This window comes from Streptomyces sp. MS06 (assembly GCF_047200655.1).
In the GTDB taxonomy this organism is placed as follows: domain Bacteria; phylum Actinomycetota; class Actinomycetes; order Streptomycetales; family Streptomycetaceae; genus Streptomyces.
Genome location: NZ_JBJZOJ010000006.1, coordinates 90066 through 112078 on the forward strand (window position 1 = coordinate 90066; position 22013 = coordinate 112078).

Sequence of the window (22013 nt, forward strand, 5' to 3'; positions counted from 1 at the left end):
TACGGCCCGATCGGACGCCGGCACCGCCCGGAGCGGGGCGTACCGGGTCAGACCGTGCGGACCTCCGCCTCCGCGACCCGGTGTGCGCACGGCATCGGGGCGGCGGCGCGGCGGCGCAGGAAGCGCGGCAGCGGCAGGGCCAGGTCGAGGAACCCCTCCGCCTGCATCGCGGCGAGCCCGATGCGCGGCAGGTCGCCGGAGGTCCGGTAGACGACGAAGCGCGGCTCCCAGCGCGGCCGGAACTTGGCGTTGAACCGGTACAGGGACTCGATCTGGAACCAGCGGGAGAGGAACACCAGCAGCCCCCGCCAGGCGCGCAGCACAGGGCCCGCGCCGATCTTCTCCCCGCGGGCCAGTGCCGAGCGGAACATCGCGAAGTTGAGGGACACGCGCGTGACACCGAACTTCGGGGCGGCCTGCAGGGCGGCCACGATGAGCAGTTCGTTCATCCCCGCGTCGGCGGAGCGGTCGCGGCGCATCAGGTCCAGGGAGACGCCGTCCCCTCCCCAGGGAACGAAGTGCAGCACGGCCTTCAGGTCGCCGTACGGGCCGGGCTCGGCGTCGGGCTTGTGGGCGGTGGCGACCAGGCAGTCGCCGTCGGCGGGGTCGCCGATGCGGCCCAGGGCCATGGAGAAGCCGCGCTCGGTGTCCGTGCCGCGCCAGCCGTCGGCGGCCCGCCGGATCCGCTCCAGTTCGGCCTCGCCGAGGTCACGGACACGGCGGACCCGCGTTTCGTAGCCGGCGCGCTCGATGCGCTTGACCATCTGGCGCACGTTGCGCATCGCGCGACCGGCGAGCGAGAAATCCGCGACGTCCACCACCGCCTCGTCGCCCAGTTCGAGGGCGTCCAGTCCGGTCTCGCGGGTCCACACCTCGCCACCGGTCTCCGAGCAGCCCATGACGGCGGGCGTCCAGGAGTGCGCCTTGGCCTCGTCCATGAAGCGTTCGATGGCGCCGGGCCAGGCCTCCACGTCGCCGAGGGGGTCGCCGCTGGCGAGCATCACGCCGGAGACGACCCGGTAGGTCACCGCGGCCTTGCCGCTGGGGGAGAACACCACCGCCTTGTCGCGCCGGAGCGCGAAGTGGCCGAGCGAGTCCCGGCCTCCGTGCCTGTCGAGCAGGGCACGCAGTCTGGCCTCGTCCTCCTCGGTCAGCCGGGCGGCGGGGTGCTCGGGCCGGAACGCCAGGTAGATGGTGGTGACGGCGGTGATCAGGCCCAGGGCGCCCAGCGAGAAGGCGACCGTCCAGGAGGCGTCGCCCCGGTAGTCGACGGGCCCCTCGAAGCCGAACAGCCCGTAGAGCACGTGCGTCAGGCGGTCGGCGAGGCTCGGGTCGCCCACCGTGTGGTGCGGGTGGACGCTGACGATGACCAGCCCGAGGGCGAGGGACCCGGCGCTCATCAGGACGAAGTTGGCCAGCGCCCGCCACCGGCTGCGCGGGTCGGGGAGCGCGGCGAACTGGTCGCGGTGCACGACCAGCGGTGCGAGCAGCGCGAGCGAGACCAGCACGCCGACGATCGAGTGCCGGTAGGTGAACTGTGCCGCGGCGCCGGCCGGCAGCAGCGCGACGGCCGCGCGCCAGGCGCGCCGCTTGCCGCGTTTGAGGCCGTGGGCGAGCAGAAGCAGCAGCACCCCCGCACTGAGCGAGAGCGCGGCGGCGAAGGGTCCGAAGGAGCCGGGCAGCACCTCGGTCAGCGCGTGCATACGGCTGTGCCGGAAGCGCGGGAAGATGCCCGCGGCGACGTCCAGCAGGCCCACGAGCGCGCAGGCCCTGCCCACGAGGTGGGGAACCGCCTCGGGGCGCGGTCCGCGTACCAGGTTGCCCACGCGGCTGGAACGGAGCGGAACTCCACTCGGCATATCCCCATTTTCCCTGACAGACATCGCATTCCGTGCTTCTGCGAGAGACCTTGGATCCGGCGTCCTTCTGGACATCCGGCGACATTGCGCCCTCTATGACGGCGTCATCGGGGGACAGGTTCGCTCATTCGCTCAAAGCCCCCACAACGACTGGGGAAAGTCCGGGTCAAGCCTTCGGCAAGGGACCGCACAGCGAGGCGGCCCGGCTGGTGCGGCGGACGGGCCGCGGAGCCCTGGAGGACGGGTCGCGGAGCCCTGGAGGACGGGTCGCGGAGCCCTGACGGACGGACGGCGGCGCCCTGGAGGACGGGCGGTGGAGGACGCCGTCCGGCGTGCCGGCGCCCGACCGCTCCGAAGCCGCCGGAGCGGTCGGGTGGGCTTCCGTCCGCCGGGCGTTCACAAGCCGCTCACCTGATGCGGTGTGAAGGCTGCGACGTCGCTGTCTTTTTACGACGCAGGGCACCGCGGACCGCATACGCGCGGTAAGTTTCTGGCCATGCCACGTGGACGTCACCGCCATTCACCGCCTCTGCACAGGCTGCTGCCTCCCTCGGCGATCGCAGGCGTCTCGGTCGTCTGCGCGCTCGGTCCCTGGGTCTTCACGCACATCACGGTGCTGCGCACTCTGGCAGCGGTCGCCGCGGCGACCGCTCTGGTCGGAGCCGCCGTGATGCGCCGGTGGGACGGACAGGCGGGCAAGCGGGTCGCCGACCTCACGCGCGCGCGTGCGAGTGACGAGTGGCGGCACGAGGAACGGATCGCCGAGTTGGAGACCGACCTCGACGAGTCGCGCGAACTGCGCGGCAAGCTGGAGCAGCGGCTGCGCGCCAAGCGCGCCGAACTCGCCGGGCTGCGCAACGAGCACGCGGCGCTGCTGCGCCGGTACGCGACCGCGGAGACCGAGCGGGCCAGCGCCCTGGAGGGCCGCCGCCGACTGGAGATAGAGGCGGCGCCGTCGTCGCGCGCGCTGCCGCCGGCGCCGGCCGGTGCCGAGGACCGCGCCGACACCTCCCGGGCCCCCGGCACCGGGGCCGCCGAGACGCCCGAGTCCGCGGTGGCGGGCGGCGCGGCGCACACCGCCCCGTCCGGGGCCGGGGCCGGAGCGGCCGGCGCCGAGGACCCCGCGGTCACGGCGGTCTTCTCGCCGGAGGGCTCCCGCCTCTTCCTGCGCGCCAACGACGCGCTGTCCCGCCTTGTCGAGAGCCGGGCCGCGCAGAGCGGGCGGCCGGCGGAGCGGACCGCGGCGCAGCACGGCACCGGCACCCCGCCGGAACGCGGGGCCGCGGAGCCGGGCGCCGCCTCCGGAGAGCCCGGCGGCCGCGGCGGCGCGTCCGCCCGGGGCGAGCAGGAGGACGAGGCAGCGGGGAAGCCCGAGGCGGCCGACGCCCACGCGCGTGCGGCCGCCGTCATCGAGCCGCCTGCCGCGGTGCCCGAATCCGCCGCCGAACCGGCGCCGGAACCCGCCGCCGAACCGGCGCCGGAACCCGCCGCCGAACCGGCGCCGGAGTCCGCCGTGGCGCCGGCCGGCCCCGCGGCCCCGCGTTCCGGCGGCCACTTCACCGTGCCGACCGCAGTGGCCGTGGCGCCGCCCGCGCCCCGACGGCGTCCGGTGGCCGAGGGAGGGTTCGACTTCTTCGGCACGAAGAACGCCACGAAGGCCGCCCCGACGCCGGACGCCCTGGAGGCGGTGCAGAACCAGGACCTCGCCGACGTCGTCGGCGAGGAGGCGCTGGCTGTGCACAAGGCGGAGGCCGAGGCGGGATTCAAGCGAGCGGACCCGGACGCGCGCGGCGTCGGACAGGTCATCGACCTGACGGCCCACGACGAGACGGAGCAGATCGATCTGCAGGGGCTGCGCAGCGCGGTCTCGTGACGCACGGCGCCGGCACGGCCGCCCGGTCGCGCGCCGAGGCGTGGGCGGGCCGAGGCGTGGGCGGGCCGAGGCGTGGGCGGGCCGAGGTGCGGGCGGGCCGCCCGCACCGTGCCGGTCAGGCCATCCAGCGGTCCGGCCGCGCATCCCGCCGTCCGGTGCGTGAGCGCTCCGCCTGGGCGCCGAGCAGCCGGGCCGCCTCGCCGGCGTCCCGGAGGCGGGCCGTGACGGTCCTCCCGGCCCCGGTGTCCACGTGCACGTCGGCGACCCGCCAGCACCGTGCCCACGGTCCCCGGGACAGCCGGACGCTCTGCACCTTCGCGTGCGGGACCAGGGCCAGTCTGCGGCGCAGCAGACCGTGCCGGGCGGCGAACACCGCCTCGGTGACGGCCAGGCCGTACCCGCGCCACCACACGGGCACGCAGCGTCCGGCGCGCCGGGGCGGGCGGGCGAACGCGGAGTCCGGCGGAACCGCCACCCCGGGCAGTACCCGCGCGACCACGGACTCGGCGATCCCGCGGGGCGCGACCGGCAGCAGGACCGAGTTCGACGAGCCGGCCACGGCCAGTTCCACCCGCACCCAGCCGAGCCGCCGCCACAGCAGCGGCTCCACCAGCCGCACCGTCTGCACCCGGCCCGGCGGGACCGTCTCGTGGAGCCGGTCCAGCAGCCCGTGGTCGATGCGCAGTCCGTCCGGCGACTCGCTCACCGTCCAGTCGTACTCGCGGGCGAACCGCCCCACGCTGCTCGCCCCCGCCGTCCCCAGCAGCGGCACCGCGACCGCGAGGACCGTCCACAGGTTGTGGGTTCCCAGCCACAGCAGCGGCGGTACCAGGAGCGCGGCGAGCAGCGAGCCCCAGGTGGCACCCGTCAGCAGCAGCGCGCCGGCCAGCACGCGCGGGGGCACGCGCAGCAGCTCGCGGGCCGGCGCCTCACCGACCTCGTGTGCCGTCTCGGGCGCGAATCCCGCCGCGCGGGCCAGCAGCTCGGCGCGGAGCGCGCGCGCCTCACGCTCCCCGAGGAAGGCCAACTCGTCCCTCTTCTCGGCGCCGACGACGTCCAACCTGAGCTTGGCCACGCCCGCCAACCGCGCGAGCAGCGGCTGGGTGACGTCGACCGCCTGGAGGCGTTCGAGCCGGATGTGCGCGGTGCGCCGGAACAGCAGGCCGGTACGGATGCGCAGTTCGGAGTCGGTCACCGCGAAATGGGTGAACCACCACGTCAGGAAGCCGTACAGGGCCGCCGCCGGGAGGATCACGGCCAGTGCGATCAGAAGGGTGGCCGTGGTCAGCCGGGCCAACTGGTGCTGGGCCTGGTCCGGGTCGTGCACGGCCCACCCGGCGACCACCGCGAGGGGCGCCCAGGCCCGTCGCAGCGGTGTCACCGGATGGAGCCGCTGCTCGGCCACCGGCCGCGACCCCGGCGGCACGCCCCCGGGCACGCCCCCGGGCACGGCCGGCTCCCCGGCGGTGGTCTCCGGCCTCTCGTCCCCGGTGGTGGTCATCGGCCCGTTGGCGGTCTCAGCCGCGCCCGCCCGCTCACCCGGCGCCGTCACAGCCCCGCCGATCGGGCCTCGCCCAGCTCGCTGAGCCGGTCCCGCAGGCGTTCCGCCTCAGCCGGGGGCAACCCGGGGATCGCCGCGTCGGTGGCGGCGGCCGCGGTGTGCAGCTGGACACTGGCCAGCCCGAAGCGCCGTTCGACCGGCCCGGAGGTGACCTCGACGAGCTGCATGCGCCCGTACGGCACGACGGTCTCCTCGCGCCACAGCACGCCCCGGCTGATCAGCAGGTCGTCGGCTCGTTCGGCGTACCGCCAGGAGCGCCAGTTGCGGCCGATCAGCACCCAGCCCCAGGCCCCCGCCGCCAGCGGCAGCAGCGCGAGGGCCGCCCAGGCGGGCCCCGCGAGCAGGCCCGGCAGCAGCCCGGCGGCCAGGGTGAGCAGGCCCAGCCACCACACCAGCAGCATGCGCCGCATCCTCAGCAGGCCCGGCGGCAGTGCCGTCCATGCCGGTTCGGCTCCGGTGTTCTCCACGGCGTGCGGGCTCCCCGTCTCCATTCCGCCAGCGTACGTAAGAGAGACTGTGGCCATGACTCCCACGACGGAGACCACTGTCGGCATCGGCGGCGCCGCGGAGAGCACCGACATGGTGCTCAACATCGGGCCGCAGCACCCGTCCACGCACGGCGTGCTCCGGTTGAGGCTGGTGCTGGACGGCGAGCGCATCAGGAGCGCCGAGCCGGTGGTCGGCTACATGCACCGCGGCGCGGAGAAGCTGTTCGAGGCGCGTGACTACCGGCAGATCATCGTGCTCGCCAACCGGCACGACTGGCTGTCGGCGTTCTCCAACGAGCTGGGCGTGGTCCTCGCGGTGGAGCGGATGCTCGGCATGGAGGTCCCCGAGCGGGCGGTGTGGACGCGGACGCTGCTCGCCGAGCTGAACCGGGTGCTCAACCACCTGATGTTCCTGGGCTCGTATCCGCTGGAGCTGGGCGGCATCACCCCGGTGTTCCACGCGTTCCGGGAGCGCGAGGTGCTCCAGAACGTGATGGAGGAGGTCTCCGGCGGCCGTATGCACTACATGTTCAACCGGGTCGGGGGCCTCAAGGAGGATCTGCCGGCCGGCTGGACGGGCCGGGCGCGCGCCGCGGTCGAGGCCGTCCGCTCCCGCATGGACGTCTTCGACGACCTGGTCCTCGGCAACGAGATCTTCCGGGGGCGCACGCGCGGCGTGGGCGCCCTCACCGCCGCGGCCGTGCACGCCTACGGCGTGAGCGGTCCGCTGGCGCGCGCCTCCGGCGTCGACTTCGACCTGCGCCGCGACGAGCCCTACCTCGCCTACGGGGAGCTGCGGGACACCCTGAAGGTGGTGACCCGGAGCGAGGGCGACTGCCTCGCCCGCTTCGAGTGCCTCCTGGAGCAGACGCACAACGCGCTCGACCTGGCCGGGGCCTGTCTCGACCGGCTGGCCGAGCTGCCGCCCGGCCCGATCAACCAGCGCCTGCCGAAGGTCCTGAAGGCACCCGAGGGGCACACCTACGCCTGGACCGAGAACCCTCTCGGGATCAACGGCTACTACCTCGTCAGCAAGGGCGAGAAGACCCCGTACCGGCTCAAGCTGCGGTCCGCGTCGTACAACAACATCCAGGCGCTGACCGAACTGCTGCCCGGGACGCTGGTGGCGGACATGGTCGCGATCCTGGGGTCGATGTTCTTCGTGGTCGGCGACATCGACAAGTAGGCCCCCACCGCGGGCCCGCCTTCCCGGGCGGCGCGTCTGCCCGGGCGGCGCGTCTCGCCGGGCGGCCCGCCTCCCCGGCCGACCGGTCTGCCAGGGGTGCCGGTCCGCCCCCGGCGGCCCGCCGCTGTGCCGTGCGGGTTCCGTCCGGCCGCGGCCGCGGCCGTGGCCCAAGCGGGCGCCGGGCGGCGTTCACCAGGCGGGCGGGACGCCCACCGGCTGGATCAGCCACCCGAAGTCGCCCAGTCCGCCCGGTGCGGTGAGTTCGGCGGCCTCGCCGGCGCCCGCGAGCGCGCGCACATAGGCGGCGGGGTCGGTGGACGCGAGGGCGATCGGAGGGCGTGCGCCGGAGAGGCCCAGCTCGTGCAGCGCCTCCCGCTGGGTGAGCAGGCGCGGGCCCGAAGGGGCGTGCGCCTGCGGGGGGTGCACCTGGAGTGTGCGCCCCGACCGCGTGTCCTCGGTGCGCGCCGGACACCGGACGCGCGTCTCGGCCTCCGCCCGCTCCGCACAGGCGTCCAGCGCCACGTGTGCCGTGATGTCGCAGGAGCCGTCCGGCACCGGCGCCGTCTCGCGGCCCTCCCGGAAACCGGTGAGCGTGCCGAACGCAGGGCGGGCGCCCGCCGTGTGCGCGTAGTCCACGGCCACCGCCAGCCCCCGCGTCAGACAGCCGACGGCGGACGCCCAGGCGGCGTCCCGGGGCCACCCGATCTCCGCCCGCAGCCCTTCCTCGGCCGGCAGCGGCCACCACCGCGTCAGCCACGCGGCGTCCCCGCCCGACACCGGCGGTCCGAGGCGTTCGGCACCGTCGGGTGCGACGAGCACCAGCCGGACGGTACCGGCCGGATCCACCTGGGCGACGTCCACCGGCACGTTGTCCAGCCACTCGTTGGCGAACAGCAGCCCCGTGACCCCGCGCGGCGGTTCGCGCCGCCAGCCGATGCGCGGGTCGAGGCCCGCGGGCCGGTCGGCGATCTCGACGGCGCAGGCGCGGGTACGGGCGGCCACCCCGGCGGGCAGCGCGGCGAGCACCCCGGCCGCCAGCTCCCCCCGGCCGGCGGCCATGTCGACGAAGTCCAGCGGGTCGGGGCGGCCGAGCGACTCGTCGACCCGGCACAGCAGCCGCGCCACGGCCCGCGCGAACAGCGGCGAGGCATGCACGGACGTGCGGAAGTGCCCGGCCGGCCCCTCCGGCCGCCGGTAGAAGCCGTCCGGCCCGTACAGCGCCGTCCGTGCCGCCTCCCGCCAGCCGCGCCACCCGCCCGGAACCCGGTCCGCCGCCTCGCTCCGCGCCACTGCCCGCCTCGCTTCCTGCCCCGCCCGTGTTCCGCACACACCGCACCGCGCCCGGGTCGGCGCCCCCTCCTGCCGTACGCCCCGCGGCGCGCCCCGCAGCGTGCCGGCGACACGTCCGGGTGCGCCGGCGACCCGCACAGACTAGGCGTACAGGTGATCACCACCTCCACCTTGCGGAGTACGCGCCCCGGGCACGTATCGGCCCTCCGGTTGACTCCTGCACGCACCACGCTTTCCTACTCTGGGTTACGTGCAGCGCCTCTACGACTTCCTCCGCAGACACCCGACGTGGGTCGACGGCTTCTGGGCCGTCGTGCTGCTCGTGATCTCGGCCATGGTGGAGGACACGCACCGGGAGACGGCCGGCAGCCACGCCCAGGGGCGGGTCTACCCGCTCCTGCTGCTGCTGTCCCTGGTGGTCGCGCTGCGGCGGCGCCTGCCGGAGAAGATGCTGCTGCTGGCCGTCGCGCTCGGCGTCGCCCAGCTCGCCCTCGACGTGCGGATCCGGACCGCCGACTTCGCGCTGCTGGTGATCGTCTACACGGTGGCCGCCACCGGTGAGCGCTGGGCCTCCAGGCTGGCCCTCGCCACCGGACTCGGCGCGGCGACCGTGGCCCAGATCCGCTGGCCGAACGCGGGCACGGGACTGGCCGGCAACCTGGCGATCGTGATGTTCCAGACGGTGCCGTTCGCGCTCGCTTGGGTCCTCGGCGACGCCCTGCGCACCCGCCGCGCGTACTTCGCGCAACTGGAGGAGCGCGCCGCCCGGCTGGAGAAGGAGCGAGAGGCGCAGGCCAAGGTGGCCGTGGCCGCCGAACGCGCCCGGATCGCACGCGAGCTGCACGACGTGGTCGCGCACAACGTGTCGGTGATGGTGGTGCAGGCCGACGGCGCCGCCTTCGTCCTCGACACGGCACCGGACCAGGCCAGGAAGGCGCTGGAGACGATCTCCTCCACCGGCCGCCAGGCCCTCGCCGAGATGCGCCGCCTGCTGGGCGTGCTGCGCACCGGCGAGCACCAGGAGGCCGGCGAGTACGTTCCGCAGCCCGACGTCGAGCAGATCGAGGAACTGGTCGAGCAGTGCCGCGGCTCCGGGCTGCCCGTCGACTTCAGGGTGGAGGGCACCCCGCGCCCGCTGCCCAGCGGTGTCGAGCTGACCGCGTACCGCATCGTGCAGGAGGCGCTGACCAACACCCGCAAGCACGGCGGGCCCGACACCGGCGCCAGCGTGCGCCTGGTCTACTTCGACGACGGCCTCGGACTGCTCGTCGAGGACGACGGCAAGGGCGCCCCGCACGAGCTGTGCGAGGAGGGCGGCACCGACGGCCGGGGCCACGGCCTGATCGGCATGCGGGAGCGGGTCGGCATGGTCGGCGGCACCCTGGACGCCGGACCGCGCCCCGGCGGCGGGTTCCGCATCAGCGCCCTGCTGCCGCTCAAGCCGGCCGCCTGAGCGCCGGCTCCGCCGCGCTCGCCGCCGACATCCGCCATGCTTGCCACCGACATCCGACACGGACCACGGAAGAGGAACCCGATGACGATCCGCGTGATGCTCGTCGACGACCAGGTGCTGCTGCGCACCGGGTTCCGGATGGTGCTCGCGGCCCAGCCCGACATGGAGGTCGTCGCGGAGGCGGGCGACGGTGTCGAGGCGCTCCAGGTGCTGCGCTCCACCGCCGTCGACGTGGTGCTCATGGACGTGCGCATGCCGAAGCTGGACGGGGTGGAGACCACCCGCCGCGTCTGCGCCGAGCCGGACCCGCCGAAGGTGCTCATCCTGACCACGTTCGACCTCGACGAGTACGCCTTCTCCGGACTGAAGGCGGGAGCCTCCGGTTTCATGCTCAAGGACGTGCCGCCGGGCGACCTGCTCGGCGCGATCCGCGCCGTGCACAGCGGCGACGCGGTCGTCGCGCCCTCCACCACCCGGCGGCTGCTCGACCGGTTCGCCCCGATGCTGCCGACCACCGGCCGCGAGCCCCGGCGCGAGGAGCTGGACCGGCTCACCGACCGCGAACGCGAGGTCATGGTGCTGGTCGCCCAGGGACTGTCGAACGGGGAGATCGCGGCCCGGCTGGTGCTGTCCGAGGCGACGGTGAAGACGCACGTCGGACGCATCCTCACCAAGCTGGGTCTCAGGGACCGCGTGCAGGTGGTCGTGCTGGCGTACGAGACCGGTCTGGTCCGGGCCGGCGGACAGGGCTGACCGGCGCGGCGGGCGTCGGTAGGGTCTGCGCATGCTCCTGTGGATCAACGGCCCCTTCGGGGGCGGCAAGACACAGACCGCACACGAGATACGTCGACGCCTGCCGGGCAGCGTCGTCTGCGACCCCGAGCTCGCCGGCTTCGGCCTGCGCCGCGTGCTGCCGCCCGAACTGAGGGGAGCGGGCGGTGGAAAGCCCCTGCTGGACGACTTCCGGGACCTGGTGTCCTGGCGGCAGGGGGTCGTCGAGGTCCTCGACCTCGCCCTCACCGGGCACGACGGTGTGGTGATCGCCCCGATGACCGTCACGGACTCCGGCCACTACGCCGAGACGGTGGGGCGGCTGCGCGAACTCGGCCACGACGTCAAGCACTTCACGCTGCTCGCCGAGCGCGAGACGGTGCTGAAGCGGTTGCGCGAGCGCGGCCCCGGCCACCTGCTCGGGCGCCTCGGGACGAGGAACACCGGTCCCCGGCCGGAGAGTTGGGCGGTGCAGCGGTTGGACCGCTGCCTGGAACGGCTGCGGGAGCCGGAGTTCGCCGAGCATCTGTGGACCGACCACTCCACCGTGCCGAAGACCGCCGACCGGATCGCCGTGCTGGCGGGGCTGACGCTCAGGCCCAACAGGGAGGGGCGGTTGCGGACGCGGTTGCGGCAGACCGCGGTGAGCGTCCGGCACATCCGCTGCGACTGACCGGAGACCGGCCGAGGCGCCGCCGGCAAGCGGTCGCCGGCAGCGGTCGCCGACCGTGGCCGCCGACCGTGGCCGCCGACCGTGCGCCGGCGGTGGTGACGGCGGACAACGGCGTGCGGCACGGCGGCAGGACGCCCGTCGGAGCCGCGCCCTGGCCCGATGGCGGCGCCGCCTATTCGCGGTTCCCCGCCGATCCGTGGTTCGTCCACCGTCCCCTGTCCGCGGGTGCCCCGCCCGTGGGGGCGGGCTGACCGCGGAAGGGTCCGGGATCGTCCGCCGGAGCCTGCTGGGCGGTGCCCCGGGCGCGGTCCGCGCGGCGGACGCTAGCGCAGTATGCCCTCCAGGAAGTCGCTGCCCAGCCGGGCCACCGTGCCCATGTCCAACTGGTGCAGGACGTACCGTCCGCGCCGCCGGGTGGTGACCAGCCCGGCCTTCTTCAGCAGCCCCAGGTGCCGGGATATCTCCGGAGCGGACATGCCGTGGGACTGCGCCAGCTCGGTCGTGGTCTGGGAGGTGCGGGCGAGCTGCCGGCACAGCCGCATCCGCACCGGGTGGGCCAGCGCGTCCAGGCGGAGGGTGAGCTGCTCGACGGTCGGTGCCTGCGGGCGGGTGCCGGTGACCGGGTAGGTCAGGGCGGGCTGCCAGCCGTAGCGGTGCAGCACGGTCAGATGCGGGCGCCCGAGGCTGGTCGGCACCAGCACCAGTCCGCCGCCACCGGTGGCCGTCCGGCCCACGACGAGCTTGTCGACCGTGACCGTCGCGGCCTCCTCGTCCAGCGTCAGCGCACTGGACACCGAGGCGAGCGCCTCCGCGAGGCCCTTGCGGCGCAGGAGTTCGGTCCGGTGCCGGGCGTCCGCGGCGAGCTGGGGGCGGACCCGGGCCCAGACGTCGGCGAAGAACGCCTCCTCGCAGTCCTCCACGAGCTGCCGGAACCAGGCCCGCACCGCCGGTGGGTCGTCCAGCAGCCTGCGGGCGAACCGCTCCTGCACGCTGCCGCGCGCCGCGGCCATGTCCAGGGCGCGCCGCCGCGTCGGCGCGTCGCGCAGCGGGCTCGGTTCGGGCCCCGTGCCGTACGGGGCGTGGCAGGTGAACTCCAGTGCGGCCAGGGCGAACTGGTCGTCCGTCAGCTTGTCCAGCAGGTCGAGCTCCTCGGCGAGGGTGGCACCCGGCACGGCGCTCCCGCCGGGAATCCCGGCAAACGGTGCGAAGACGTCGGAGAACGTCGTGCGCCACAGGAAGTCCGCCTCGCACAACCGGTCGGCGAGGCACGCCTCCAGCCCGGCCGCGGTCGCGGTGGCCCACCCCTGCGAGTGCGGATGGTGGCCCGGCTCGCTGAGCGCGTGCAGGGCCATGCCCAGCTCTGCCAGCGGTGAGGGCACGACCCGGACGCGGTCCGGGGGCAGTCCGCCGATGTCGATGCTCACGCTCATGCCCCCATGGTGCACCCGGCCACCGACAGCGCCCCCGTCGTTTGACGCGGACCGTCAAACGACGGGACTTCCCCGGCGGCCGGGCGCACCGTGGGATCGCCGGGGCGGCCGCGGAGCCTTCCGGAGCAGCCTCCCCCTCGCCGAGGCCGTAGCCGGCTCACCCCTACCGACGGGCGGATCGCCATGAGCATCACCCAGCAGTACCTCCTCGACCTCCGGCACGGCCGGCCGCACGGCGCGCTCCGGCCGCCCGCGCCCGGCCCGGAAGCCTGGCAGGCCGTGCGCGAACTGCGCGGCACCGCCCCGGACGGCCTGCGGGCCCGAGTACGGGACGGCTCCGGCCGGGACGGCCCCCGGGGCGGGCAGGAGGGTTCCGGTGCCCCGGGCCCGGACGCCGTGCCGGACGCCGTGCCCGCCGACCCTCCGGGCCGCGGGGAGCCGGGCCGCGGGGAGCCCGGCCGCGGACGGTGGCGCCGGGTGCCGGGCCGCCGGCTGCGCCGCCTCGTCCGCGCCTCCCGCGCTACGGGCGGCTGCTGAGCTCCGCCAGGCGCCCGGCGAAGGCGCCGACCGCGGCCCGGACGTCGTCCGCGGTCCACTCCAGGCCCGCGGCCCGCACCGAGACCTCGGTGAACGACAGTCCCGGACCGCCGCGCGACCACACCCCGCCGAACAGCAGCGTCCCGGTCTCCTCCGCCTGTCGCACCGCCGCCTCGACGAGGACCTCGGGCTCGTACGGCAGCCAGACCTGGAACTGGTGGGTGTGCGGCTCCTGCGGGTGCACCCGCGCCCACGCCGTCCCCGCCTCGGCGAACCCCTCGCGCAGGGCGGCGGCGACCATGCGTGCACCGGCCACGTACGAGGGCAGCCGGGGCAGCTCGCGCTCCAGGCCGACGAGGGCCGACAGCGCCGTGGGGAACTGCTGGAACAGCAGCCCGCCGTAGCGGTGCCGCCAGGTCTTCGCTTCCTCGGTCAGCGTGCGGGGGCCGGCGAGCGCGGCGCCGCCGAGGCCGTCGAGGGACTTGTAGAACGACACGTAGACGCTGTCGGCCAGGCCGGCGATCCGGTCGAGGGGGCGGCCGAAGTGGGTGGTGGACTCCCACAGGCGCGCGCCGTCGAAGTGGACCACCGCGTCCCGCTCCCGGGCCGCCTCGACGACCTCGGTCAGTTCCTCCCAGGTGGGCAGCACGAATCCGGCGTCCCGGAGGGGGAGTTCCAGCATCAGCGTCCCGAAGGGCTCCGGGAAGTCGCGCACCTCCTCGGCCGTCGGCAGCCGCGGCTCCCTGGTCGGGTGCACGGTGCGGAGTCCGCTGACCGCGGTGAGGGCGCCGCGCTCGTGCACCTCGGGGTGGGCGAGCGGGTGCAGGGCGACGGCGGTGTCGCCGGTGCGGCCCGCCCAGCAGCGCAGCGCGACCTGCTGCGCCATCGTGCCCGTCGGGAAGAACGCGGCCGCCTCGGTGCCCAGCAGTCCGGCGACCCGCTCCTCCAGCGACTCCACGACGCGGTTGCCGTAGACGTCCGGGGGCCCGTCCAGGTCGTACACCTGTCCGGCCGCCTCCTGGAGGTGGGCGAGCCGCTCGCGGATCGACCGGGTGAAGCCGGCCCGGGACAGGGTGCGCCGTGCCGTTCGCTGGGCGGCGATCCGCCGCTCGTCCAGCGGCGGGGCCGTCGGACCTTCCTCGTCGTGCTGTGCCGTGTCGGTCATGCCCCGGATCATGCCTGCTGCCGTGCCGGGCGGGCAGCCCGGTTTTCCCGCGGCCGGGCGGCTGATTCCCCCGCGAGCGGGCGCGTGCCGGATCCCCACGACCTCCGGGACCGCTCCGACCGGCGGTTCCCCCGCGAGCGGGCGCGCCGTGCCGTGCGGGGTGCCGGACGTGCGGAAGCCCACAGCCTGTGGACGAACGGAGACCGCTCGAACAGATCGCGTTAACATGACGAGAAATCGTCCGGTACCCGGAGCGGACTGGAACGGGAAGGCCACCGTCGCGTGAGTACAAGCCAACAGCCAGATCCCAGTGACCGCCCCGCGCGGCTCACCGTCGGCGTCGTGGGCGCCGGGCGGGTGGGCCCCGTGCTGGCGGCGTCCCTCCGGCTCGCCGGACACCGCCCGGTGGCCGTGTCGGGAGTGTCCGACGCCTCCCGGCGGCGGGCGGCGCAGCTGCTCCCCGAGGTGCCGCTGATGGCGCCGGCCGACGTCCTGAGCCACGCCGACCTGGTGCTGCTGACCGTCCCGGACGACGTGCTGCCCGGGCTCGTTGCGGGGCTCGCCGAGACCGGCGCCGTGCGGCCCGGACAGCTCCTCGTGCACACCTCCGGGCGGTACGGCGCGCGGGTACTGGAACCCGCCCTGCGCGCGGGCGCGCTCCCGCTGGCCCTGCACCCGGCCATGACGTTCACCGGCACCCCGGTCGACGTGCAGCGCCTGGCCGGCTGCTCGTTCGGGGTGACCGCGCCCCAGGAGCTGCGGCTGGCCGCCGAGGCCCTGGTCATCGAGATGGGCGGTGAGCCGGAGTGGATCGCCGAGGAGCAGCGCCCGCTGTACCACGCGGCACTCGCGCTGGGCGCGAACCACCTGGTCACGCTGGTGGCACAGGCCATGGAGCTGCTGCGGGACGCCGGGGTGGCGGCCCCGGACCGGATGCTCGGCCCGCTGCTCGGCGCCGCCCTCGACAACGCCCTGCGCTCCGGTGACGCGGCCCTCACCGGTCCCGTCGCGCGGGGGGACGCGGGCACGGTCGCGGCGCACGTGACGGAGCTGCGCAGGCACGCCCCGCAGACCGTCGCCGGGTACCTGGCGATGGCGCGTGCGACCGCCGACCGGGCGCTCGCCCACGGACTGCTGAAGCCGGAGCTCGCCGAGGACCTGCTGGGCGTGCTCGCCCACGGGGCCGGCGGTCCCGCCGCGTCCGACCGCGCCCGCGGAACGGCCGGCCCGCAGCGTCCGGACGCTCCGCAGCGTCCGGACGGCCCGGACGGCACCGCACGCCCGGACGGACCGGACGGCACCGCACGCCCGGACGGCACCGCGCGCCCCGAGGACGCGGACGGCCCGGACGGGCCGGGCGACACCGACGGCCCCGGAGGGGGTGCCCGATGACCGCCGCTCTGCTGCGCACCGCCGGCGACCTGAACGACCGCCCGCGTACCGGCCCCCGCGTCGCCGTGATGACCATGGGCGCCCTGCACGAGGGCCACGCCACCCTGGTGCGCACCGCCCGCGAGATCGCCGGCCCGGACGGCGAGGTCGTCGTCACGGTGTTCGTCAACCCGCTCCAGTTCGGAGCGGGCGAGGACCTGGACCGCTACCCGCGCACCCTGGAGGCCGACCTGAAGGTCGCCGAGCAGGCGGGCGCCGACGTGGTCTTCGCGCCGTCGGTGGAGGAGGTCTACCCGGGCGGCGAACCCCAGGTCCGGATCAGCGCGGGCCCCATGGGGGAGCGCCTGGAGGGCGCCTCGCGCCCCGGCCACTTCGACGGCATGCTCACCGTCGTCGCCAAACTGCTCCACCTCACCCGCCCGGACACCGCGCTGTACGGGCAGAAGGACGCCCAGCAGCTCGCCCTGATCCGCCGTATGGTGCGCGACCTGAACTTCGGCGTCGACGTCGTCGCGGTGCCCACCGTGCGCGAGGAGGACGGGCTCGCCCTGTCCAGCCGAAACCGCTACCTCTCGGCGGCGGAGCGGCGCACCGCGCTCGCCCTGTCCCAGGCGCTGTTCGCCGGCGGCGACCGGCACGCGGCGCAGGAGGCGCTGCGCGCCCGGGCCCGCGAGCTGCCCGCCACGCAGGCCCGTGCCGAGGCGCTCAGCGCCCTCGGCGAGTCCCGCGCGGCCGCCGACACACACGCCATGGCCAGGGCCGTACCGGGAGGACCGGCGGCCGTGCGGGCCGCGGCCCGCCTGGTCCTGGACGAGGCCGCCCGGCTGGTGCCGCCGCTGGCGCTGGACTACCTCGCCCTCGTCGACCCGTCCGACTTCACCGAGATCGCGGACGACTTCACCGGCGAGGCCGTCCTCGCCGTCGCCGCCCGGGTCGGCACGACCCGGCTGATCGACAACCTCCCCCTCACCTTCGGAGCCGCCTCGTGACGACCACAGGCATACGACTGCACGCGCCCGCCCCGGGCTGGTCCGTCTCCGCGGACGTGGTCGTCGTCGGCTCCGGTGTCGCCGGCCTGACCGCGGCGCTGCGCTGCGAGGCCGCCGGCCTGCGCACCGTCGTCGTCACCAAGGCCCGGCTCGACGACGGCTCCACCCGCTGGGCGCAGGGCGGCATCGCGGCGGCCCTCGGCGAGGGCGACACCCCCGAGCAGCACCTCGACGACACCCTGGTCGCGGGCGCGGGGCTGTGCGACGAGACGGCCGTGCGGATCCTGGTCACCGAGGGACCCGACGCGGTCCGCCGGCTGATGTCCACCGGCGCCCACTTCGACACCGACGCGGCCGGCGGCATCCAGCTCACCCGGGAGGGCGGCCACCACCGCCGCCGCATCGCGCACGCGGGCGGCGACGCGACCGGCGCGGAGATCTCCCGCGCCCTGGTCGCGGCGGTCCGTGCGGCCGGTGCCGGGCGCGGAGCGCGGCCCGCCGGGGACGGCGGCGGTCCGCGGGGCGGACTGCGCACCGTGGAGAACGCCCTCGTACTGGACCTGCTCACGGACGCCGAGGGCCGCACCGCGGGCGTGACCCTGCACGTGATGGGGGAGGGCCAGCACGACGGCGTGGGCGCCGTGCACGCGCCCGCCGTGGTCCTCGCGACCGGCGGCATGGGGCAGGTGTTCTCGGCGACCACCAACCCGTCGGTGTCGACGGGGGACGGGGTCGCGCTCGCGCTGCGCGCCGGCGCCGAGGTCTCGGACCTGGAGTTCGTCCAGTTCCACCCGACGGTGCTGTTCCTGGGCCCGGACGCCGAGGGCCAGCAGCCGCTGGTCTCCGAGGCGGTACGGGGCGAGGGCGCCCACCTCGTCGACGCCGACGGCGTGCGGTTCATGGTCGGGCAGCACGAACTGGCCGAGCTGGCGCCGCGGGACATCGTCGCCAAGGGCATCACGCGGCGCATGCAGGAGCAGGGTGCCGCGCACATGTTCCTGGACGCCCGGCACTTCGGCGCCGAGATGTGGGAGCACCGCTTCCCCACCATCCTCGCCGCCTGCCGCGCCCACGGCATCGACCCGGTGCGCGAGCCGATCCCGGTGGCGCCGGCCGCCCACTACGCCTCCGGCGGAGTGCGCACCGACGCGCACGGCCGGACCACCGTGCCCGGCCTGTACGCCTGCGGCGAGGTCGCCTGCACCGGCGTGCACGGTGCGAACCGGCTCGCGTCGAACTCCCTCCTGGAGGGCCTCGTCTACGCCGAGCGCATCGCCGCCGACATCGCGTCCACCGCCGAGACCGCGGCCGAGCCCACCGCCGAGCCCGAGACCGCGGCCGAGCCCGGCAGCGCGCCAGGCCGGACCGGGGGCGCTGCCGGGGGCGGTACCGGCGGGCGCCTGCCGCGACCGGTCCCGTACCCGGAAACCCCCGCGCACCCCCTGCTCGCCCCCGAGTCGCGGTTCGCGATCCAGCGGACCATGACGGACGGCGCGGGAGTGCTCCGGTCGGCCGGCTCCCTGCGGCAGGCCGCCGACCGGCTGCAGCGGCTGCACGCCGAGGCCCGGGAAGCCCTGGACGAGAACGGCAAGACCGCGGAGCCGGGCGTCGACACCTGGGAGGCCACCAACCTGCTGTGCGTCGCCCGTGTGCTGGTCGCCGCCGCCCTGCTGCGGGAGGAGACCCGCGGCTGCCACTGGCGCGAGGACCGCGCCGACCGCGACGACGGGCACTGGCGCCGCCACATCGTGGTACGGCTGAATCCGGACCGCACGCTGGCCGTGCGCACCACCGACACCGCAGACTTCCCCCCGACCCAGCGTCCCCAGGAGCAGTGACACCAGTGAGCGACACCGACCTTCCCCTCGCCCCGACCGGCGGCTGCGGCGGCGGCTGTGCCTGCGGCGCGGACGCCGAGGGCGGCCACCAGGACCACGACGACCACGCCGAGCACGCGGAGTACGCCGAGTGCGGCCTCGACCCCGCTCTCGCCGGGCTGCTGACCGACGCCGGCCTCGACCCGGTCGAGGTCGAGGACCTCGCGCACCTCGCCATCCAGGAGGACCTCGACCACGGTGTGGACGTGACGACCGTCGCGACCATCCCCGCGGAGGCGGTGGCGACGGCCGACTTCGTCGCCCGAGAGGCCGGTGTGGTGGCCGGCCTGCGGATCGCCGAGTCGGTGATCTCGGTCGTCTGCACCGACGAGTTCGAGGTCGAGCGGCACGTCGACGACGGCGACCGCGTCGACGCCGGGCAGAAGCTGCTGTCGGTCACCACGCGCACCCGCGACCTGCTCACCGCCGAGCGCAGCGCCCTGAACCTGCTGTGCCGCCTGTCGGGCATCGCCACCGCCACCCGAGCCTGGGCGGACGCCCTGGACGGCACCAGGGCGAGGGTGCGCGACACCCGCAAGACCACGCCGGGCCTGCGCTCCCTGGAGAAGTTCGCGGTCCGCTGCGGCGGCGGCGTCAACCACCGCATGTCCCTGTCGGACGCGGCCCTGGTCAAGGACAACCACGTCATCGCCGCGGGCGGGGTCGCCCAGGCCTTCCAGGCGGTGCGCAGGGCCTTCCCGGAGGTGCCCATCGAGGTCGAGGTCGACACCCTGCACCAGCTCCGCGAGGTGGTGGACGCGGGCGCCGACCTGATCCTGCTGGACAACTTCACCCCCGGCGAGTGCGAGGAGGCCGTGGCGATCGTCGGCGGACGGGCCCTGCTGGAGGCCTCCGGCAGGCTCACGCTGGACAACGCCCGCGCCTACGCCGAGACCGGTGTCGACTTCCTCGCCGTCGGCGCCCTCACCCACTCCTCGCCGATCCTGGACATCGGCCTGGACCTGCGCAAGGCGGAGCAGTAGCCATGCTCCTCACGATCGACGTCGGGAACACGCACACCGTCCTGGGCCTGTTCGACGGCCGCGACATCGTCGAGCACTGGCGCATCTCCACGGACTCCCGCCGCACCGCGGACGAGCTGGCCGTCCTGCTCCAGGGCCTGATGGGCATGCACCCGCTGCTCGGCGACGAGCTGGGCGACGGCATCGACGGCATCGCCATCTGCGCGACCGTGCCGTCCGTGCTCCACGAGCTGCGCGAGGTGACCCGGCGCTACTACGGCGACGTGCCGGCCGTCCTGGTGGAGCCCGGTGTGAAGACGGGCGTGCCCATCCTCACCGACAACCCCAAGGAGGTCGGCGCCGACCGCATCATCAACGCCGTCGCGGCCGTCGACATGTACGGCGGCCCGGCGATCGTCGTCGACTTCGGCACGGCGACGACGTTCGACGCGGTCAGCGCGCGCGGCGAGTACGTCGGCGGGGTCATCGCGCCCGGCATCGAGATCTCCGTCGACGCGCTGGGGGTCAAGGGCGCCCAGCTGCGCAAGATCGAGCTGGCCCGGCCGCGCAGCGTCATCGGCAAGAACACGGTCGAGGCGATGCAGGCCGGGATCGTGTACGGGTTCGCCGGCCAGGTCGACGGGGTCGTGGACCGGATGGCACGGGAGCTCGCGGACGACCCCGAGGACGTGACGGTGATCGCGACGGGCGGGTTGGCGCCCACGGTGCTCGGGGAGTCGTCGGTGATCGACGAGCACGAGCCGTGGCTGACGCTGATCGGTCTCCGGCTGGTCTACGAACGCAACGTCTCGCGGATGTGACGGCGCTCCCCGCGGCCCGCCGCCCGGAGCCCGCAGGGTGCGCGGCCCGCCGCGCCGCGGGGGTGCGCCGCGGGGGTGCGCCGCGCGCCGGGGGCGCGCGGTGAGGGGGGCGTGCCGCGCCCACCCGGGTGGCTGCTCCGCGCCACACCCGTCCACCGCGTCGTGTTTGTCTGATTAGCGCGTACTGTCGCCGCATGCCCACGCCTCATGGATCCCGCGGCGGCATGGCGTTCGGCGTGCAGGAGCTGCGTGTGCTCCGCCGCGCCCTCGCCCTCGCCCTCCAAACCGGCCGCCCGTCGGCCGAGGACGTCCAGGACTGCCTCCGCCTCGCCGAGTCGCTCGACGAGGCGATGCGGGAGGCCGCCCGGCTGCGCGCCTTCCTGGTGGCCGACCTCGGCCGCTACCGCGCCGCGCTCCCCGGCACCGCGATCGGCTACCTCGACCTGCTGGAGGAAGCGCTGGGCGCCGGACACCGCCCCGGCCCCGACGACCTCGCCGCCCTGCGCGCCCTGCGCGGCAACCCCGTGGCGGCCGCCCTCCTGGACCGCTGCCGACCCCTCGCCGAAGAGGATGTGCGCGCGCGGCTCGCCCGGGCCGCCGGAAGCCGGGGCGCGGCGCCCGCCGCCCGGGTGCCCGCCTCCCGGACCCGCCTGCTGGCCCTTCCCGGGGGGCGTTCGGGTGCCGAGGACCCCGCCGAACAGCCGGACCGGGACGAGCAGCCCCGCCGGGACCCGGCGAAGCGGCCCGCGCCCGCCGCGCCGCGCCCGGAGCCCGCGCCGCGCCCGGAGCCCGCCCGGCGGCCCGTGCCCACGCCCGGCGAGGTCTTCCCGCGCCGCAAGCCGGCACCACCGCCCGCCGACCCGCCCGAGAAGCTCGCCGCGGTCTGAATCACCCCACCCCACCCGAAAGCCACCGATCCGGCTGGCTACCCTGGAGCCATGGACTACGTCTCCGCCCTTGTGCCCCCGATCGTGATGGCCGCGTTCTTCATCGGCCTGGTCCGGGTGATCGTGAAGAGCCAGGGCGGGGCCAACAAGGCCAAGGAGGACGCGGCCGTCGACGCCGTGCTCGCGCGCGCGAACGGCGCCCGCCGGGCACCCGCCGACTCCGACGCCTGACCGTCCTCCCGTCCCGTCGGGGGCGTACGACTCCGCACGCACACGCGGCGCCGAGTCGTACGCCCCTTTCGTTCTTGTTTGACGGTTGTGCGCACGTCCGACAGGCCAATGCCGGTCCCTCCCACTATTGTTCTGAGCTGTGCCTCGCCCATTGGGAGAACTCGAAGACGCCGTCATGACGCGGGTGTGGAAGTGGAACCGCCCAGTCACTGTTCGGGAAGTCCTCGAAGACCTCCAGAAGGAACGGTCGATCGCGTACACCACGGTCATGACCGTTTTGGACAATCTCCATCAGAAGGGCTGGGTGCGCCGCGAAGCGGAAGGTCGGGCCTATCGATATGAGGCGGTCTCGACCAGGGCCGCCTACGCGGCCGCGCTGATGAACGACGCCTGGACGCAGAGCGACAACCCCGCCGCCGCCCTCGTCGCCTTCTTCGGCATGATGAGCGACGAACAGCGGCAGGCGCTGCGAGATGCGCTGCGCATCGTTCGCGACGGGGAAGGCGGGGAAGGCGGGGAAGCCGCCGGGCAGAACCCCGGTTCGGCAGCGGAGGGCGACGGGCGATAG

General features: G+C 75.2%; 20 protein-coding genes. 14 read left to right on the plus strand and 6 right to left on the minus strand.

What is annotated here, in order from left to right:
- Window positions 1-47 precede the first annotated feature (47 nt).
- The gene (locus ACL02U_RS04780; RefSeq protein WP_412789345.1) at window positions 48-1859 is read right to left on the minus strand and encodes a phosphatidylglycerol lysyltransferase domain-containing protein; all 1812 of its coding nucleotides are present in this window, start codon (window positions 1857-1859) and stop codon (window positions 48-50) included.
- Window positions 1860-2355: 496 nt separating this feature from the next.
- Between ACL02U_RS04780 and ACL02U_RS04785 the strand changes: the two genes are divergently transcribed.
- The gene (locus ACL02U_RS04785) at window positions 2356-3732 is read left to right on the plus strand and encodes a hypothetical protein (protein ID WP_412789346.1); all 1377 of its coding nucleotides are present in this window, start codon (window positions 2356-2358) and stop codon (window positions 3730-3732) included.
- A 115-nt stretch (window positions 3733-3847) separates the two neighbouring features.
- Here the strand turns inward: ACL02U_RS04785 and ACL02U_RS04790 are convergent, their stop codons facing one another.
- Both ACL02U_RS04790 and ACL02U_RS04795 read right to left on the minus strand, forming a co-directional pair.
- Complete coding sequence (locus ACL02U_RS04790) at window positions 3848-5233, minus strand: PH domain-containing protein (RefSeq protein WP_412789347.1); 1386 nt, start codon at window positions 5231-5233, stop codon at window positions 3848-3850.
- Between the two features lie 47 nt (window positions 5234-5280).
- Complete coding sequence (locus ACL02U_RS04795; RefSeq protein ID WP_412789348.1) at window positions 5281-5784, minus strand: PH domain-containing protein; 504 nt, start codon at window positions 5782-5784, stop codon at window positions 5281-5283.
- Between the two features lie 31 nt (window positions 5785-5815).
- On the opposite strand from ACL02U_RS04795, the gene ACL02U_RS04800 reads away from it, so the two are divergent.
- On the plus strand, window positions 5816-6967 hold the full coding sequence (locus ACL02U_RS04800; protein WP_412789349.1) for an NADH-quinone oxidoreductase subunit D: 1152 nt from the start codon (window positions 5816-5818) through the stop codon (window positions 6965-6967).
- A gap of 189 nt (window positions 6968-7156) precedes the next feature.
- Here the strand turns inward: ACL02U_RS04800 and ACL02U_RS04805 are convergent, their stop codons facing one another.
- Complete coding sequence (locus ACL02U_RS04805; protein WP_412789350.1) at window positions 7157-8257, minus strand: SAM-dependent methyltransferase; 1101 nt, start codon at window positions 8255-8257, stop codon at window positions 7157-7159.
- A gap of 250 nt (window positions 8258-8507) precedes the next feature.
- Here ACL02U_RS04805 and ACL02U_RS04810 point away from each other — a divergent pair, with 250 nt between their 5' ends.
- The 3 genes from ACL02U_RS04810 (at window position 8508) to ACL02U_RS04820 (ending at window position 11154) form a co-directional block, all read left to right on the plus strand.
- Window positions 8508-9710, plus strand: coding sequence for a sensor histidine kinase (locus ACL02U_RS04810; RefSeq protein ID WP_412789351.1), 1203 nt, complete (start codon window positions 8508-8510; stop codon window positions 9708-9710).
- Window positions 9711-9791: 81 nt separating this feature from the next.
- Entirely contained in the window at window positions 9792-10463 is a 672-nt protein-coding gene (locus tag ACL02U_RS04815; protein WP_412789352.1) for a response regulator, read from the plus strand.
- 31 nt (window positions 10464-10494) lie between these two features.
- Complete coding sequence (locus ACL02U_RS04820; RefSeq protein ID WP_412789353.1) at window positions 10495-11154, plus strand: AAA family ATPase; 660 nt, start codon at window positions 10495-10497, stop codon at window positions 11152-11154.
- 323 nt (window positions 11155-11477) lie between these two features.
- Here ACL02U_RS04820 and ACL02U_RS04825 read toward each other — a convergent pair whose 3' ends face one another.
- Window positions 11478-12584 (minus strand): DUF5937 family protein, encoded by a 1107-nt coding sequence (locus ACL02U_RS04825; RefSeq protein WP_412789354.1) that lies wholly within the window; start codon window positions 12582-12584, stop codon window positions 11478-11480.
- Window positions 12585-12767: 183 nt separating this feature from the next.
- Between ACL02U_RS04825 and ACL02U_RS04830 the strand changes: the two genes are divergently transcribed.
- Window positions 12768-13121, plus strand: coding sequence for a hypothetical protein (locus ACL02U_RS04830; RefSeq protein WP_412789355.1), 354 nt, complete (start codon window positions 12768-12770; stop codon window positions 13119-13121).
- Here the strand turns inward: ACL02U_RS04830 and ACL02U_RS04835 are convergent.
- Window positions 13105-14286, minus strand: coding sequence for a threonine aldolase family protein (locus ACL02U_RS04835; protein ID WP_412789356.1), 1182 nt, complete (start codon window positions 14284-14286; stop codon window positions 13105-13107). The two genes, ACL02U_RS04830 and ACL02U_RS04835, sit on opposite strands and share 17 nt — an antisense overlap.
- 282 nt (window positions 14287-14568) lie before the next feature.
- Between ACL02U_RS04835 and ACL02U_RS04840 the strand changes: the two genes are divergently transcribed.
- From ACL02U_RS04840 to ACL02U_RS04875, 8 genes are all read left to right on the plus strand, one after another.
- Window positions 14569-15678 carry a DUF2520 domain-containing protein gene (locus tag ACL02U_RS04840; RefSeq protein WP_412789357.1) on the plus strand — a complete coding sequence of 370 codons (1110 nt, stop codon included), beginning with the start codon at window positions 14569-14571 and terminating at the stop codon, window positions 15676-15678.
- Entirely contained in the window at window positions 15675-16667 is a 993-nt protein-coding gene (panC, locus tag ACL02U_RS04845; protein ID WP_412789358.1) for a pantoate--beta-alanine ligase, read from the plus strand. Before ACL02U_RS04840 ends, panC begins: the two co-directional genes overlap by 4 nt.
- The gene (locus tag ACL02U_RS04850) at window positions 16664-18505 is read left to right on the plus strand and encodes an L-aspartate oxidase (RefSeq protein WP_412789359.1); all 1842 of its coding nucleotides are present in this window, start codon (window positions 16664-16666) and stop codon (window positions 18503-18505) included. Before panC ends, ACL02U_RS04850 begins: the two co-directional genes overlap by 4 nt.
- Before the next feature lie 5 nt (window positions 18506-18510).
- Window positions 18511-19527 (plus strand): carboxylating nicotinate-nucleotide diphosphorylase, encoded by a 1017-nt coding sequence (gene nadC, locus ACL02U_RS04855; protein ID WP_412789360.1) that lies wholly within the window; start codon window positions 18511-18513, stop codon window positions 19525-19527.
- Window positions 19528-19529: 2 nt separating this feature from the next.
- The gene (locus ACL02U_RS04860) at window positions 19530-20327 is read left to right on the plus strand and encodes a type III pantothenate kinase (RefSeq protein ID WP_412789361.1); all 798 of its coding nucleotides are present in this window, start codon (window positions 19530-19532) and stop codon (window positions 20325-20327) included.
- Between the two features lie 224 nt (window positions 20328-20551).
- Window positions 20552-21214: a hypothetical protein gene (locus tag ACL02U_RS04865; RefSeq protein WP_412789398.1), complete on the plus strand. Its 663-nt coding sequence runs from the start codon at window positions 20552-20554 to the stop codon at window positions 21212-21214.
- 51 nt (window positions 21215-21265) lie between these two features.
- A complete protein-coding gene (locus ACL02U_RS04870) occupies window positions 21266-21445 on the plus strand; it encodes a hypothetical protein (protein WP_412789362.1) in 180 nt (59 codons plus the stop codon).
- Window positions 21446-21620: 175 nt separating this feature from the next.
- Window positions 21621-22013, plus strand: a complete 393-nt coding sequence (locus tag ACL02U_RS04875; protein ID WP_412789399.1) for a BlaI/MecI/CopY family transcriptional regulator — start codon at window positions 21621-21623, stop codon at window positions 22011-22013.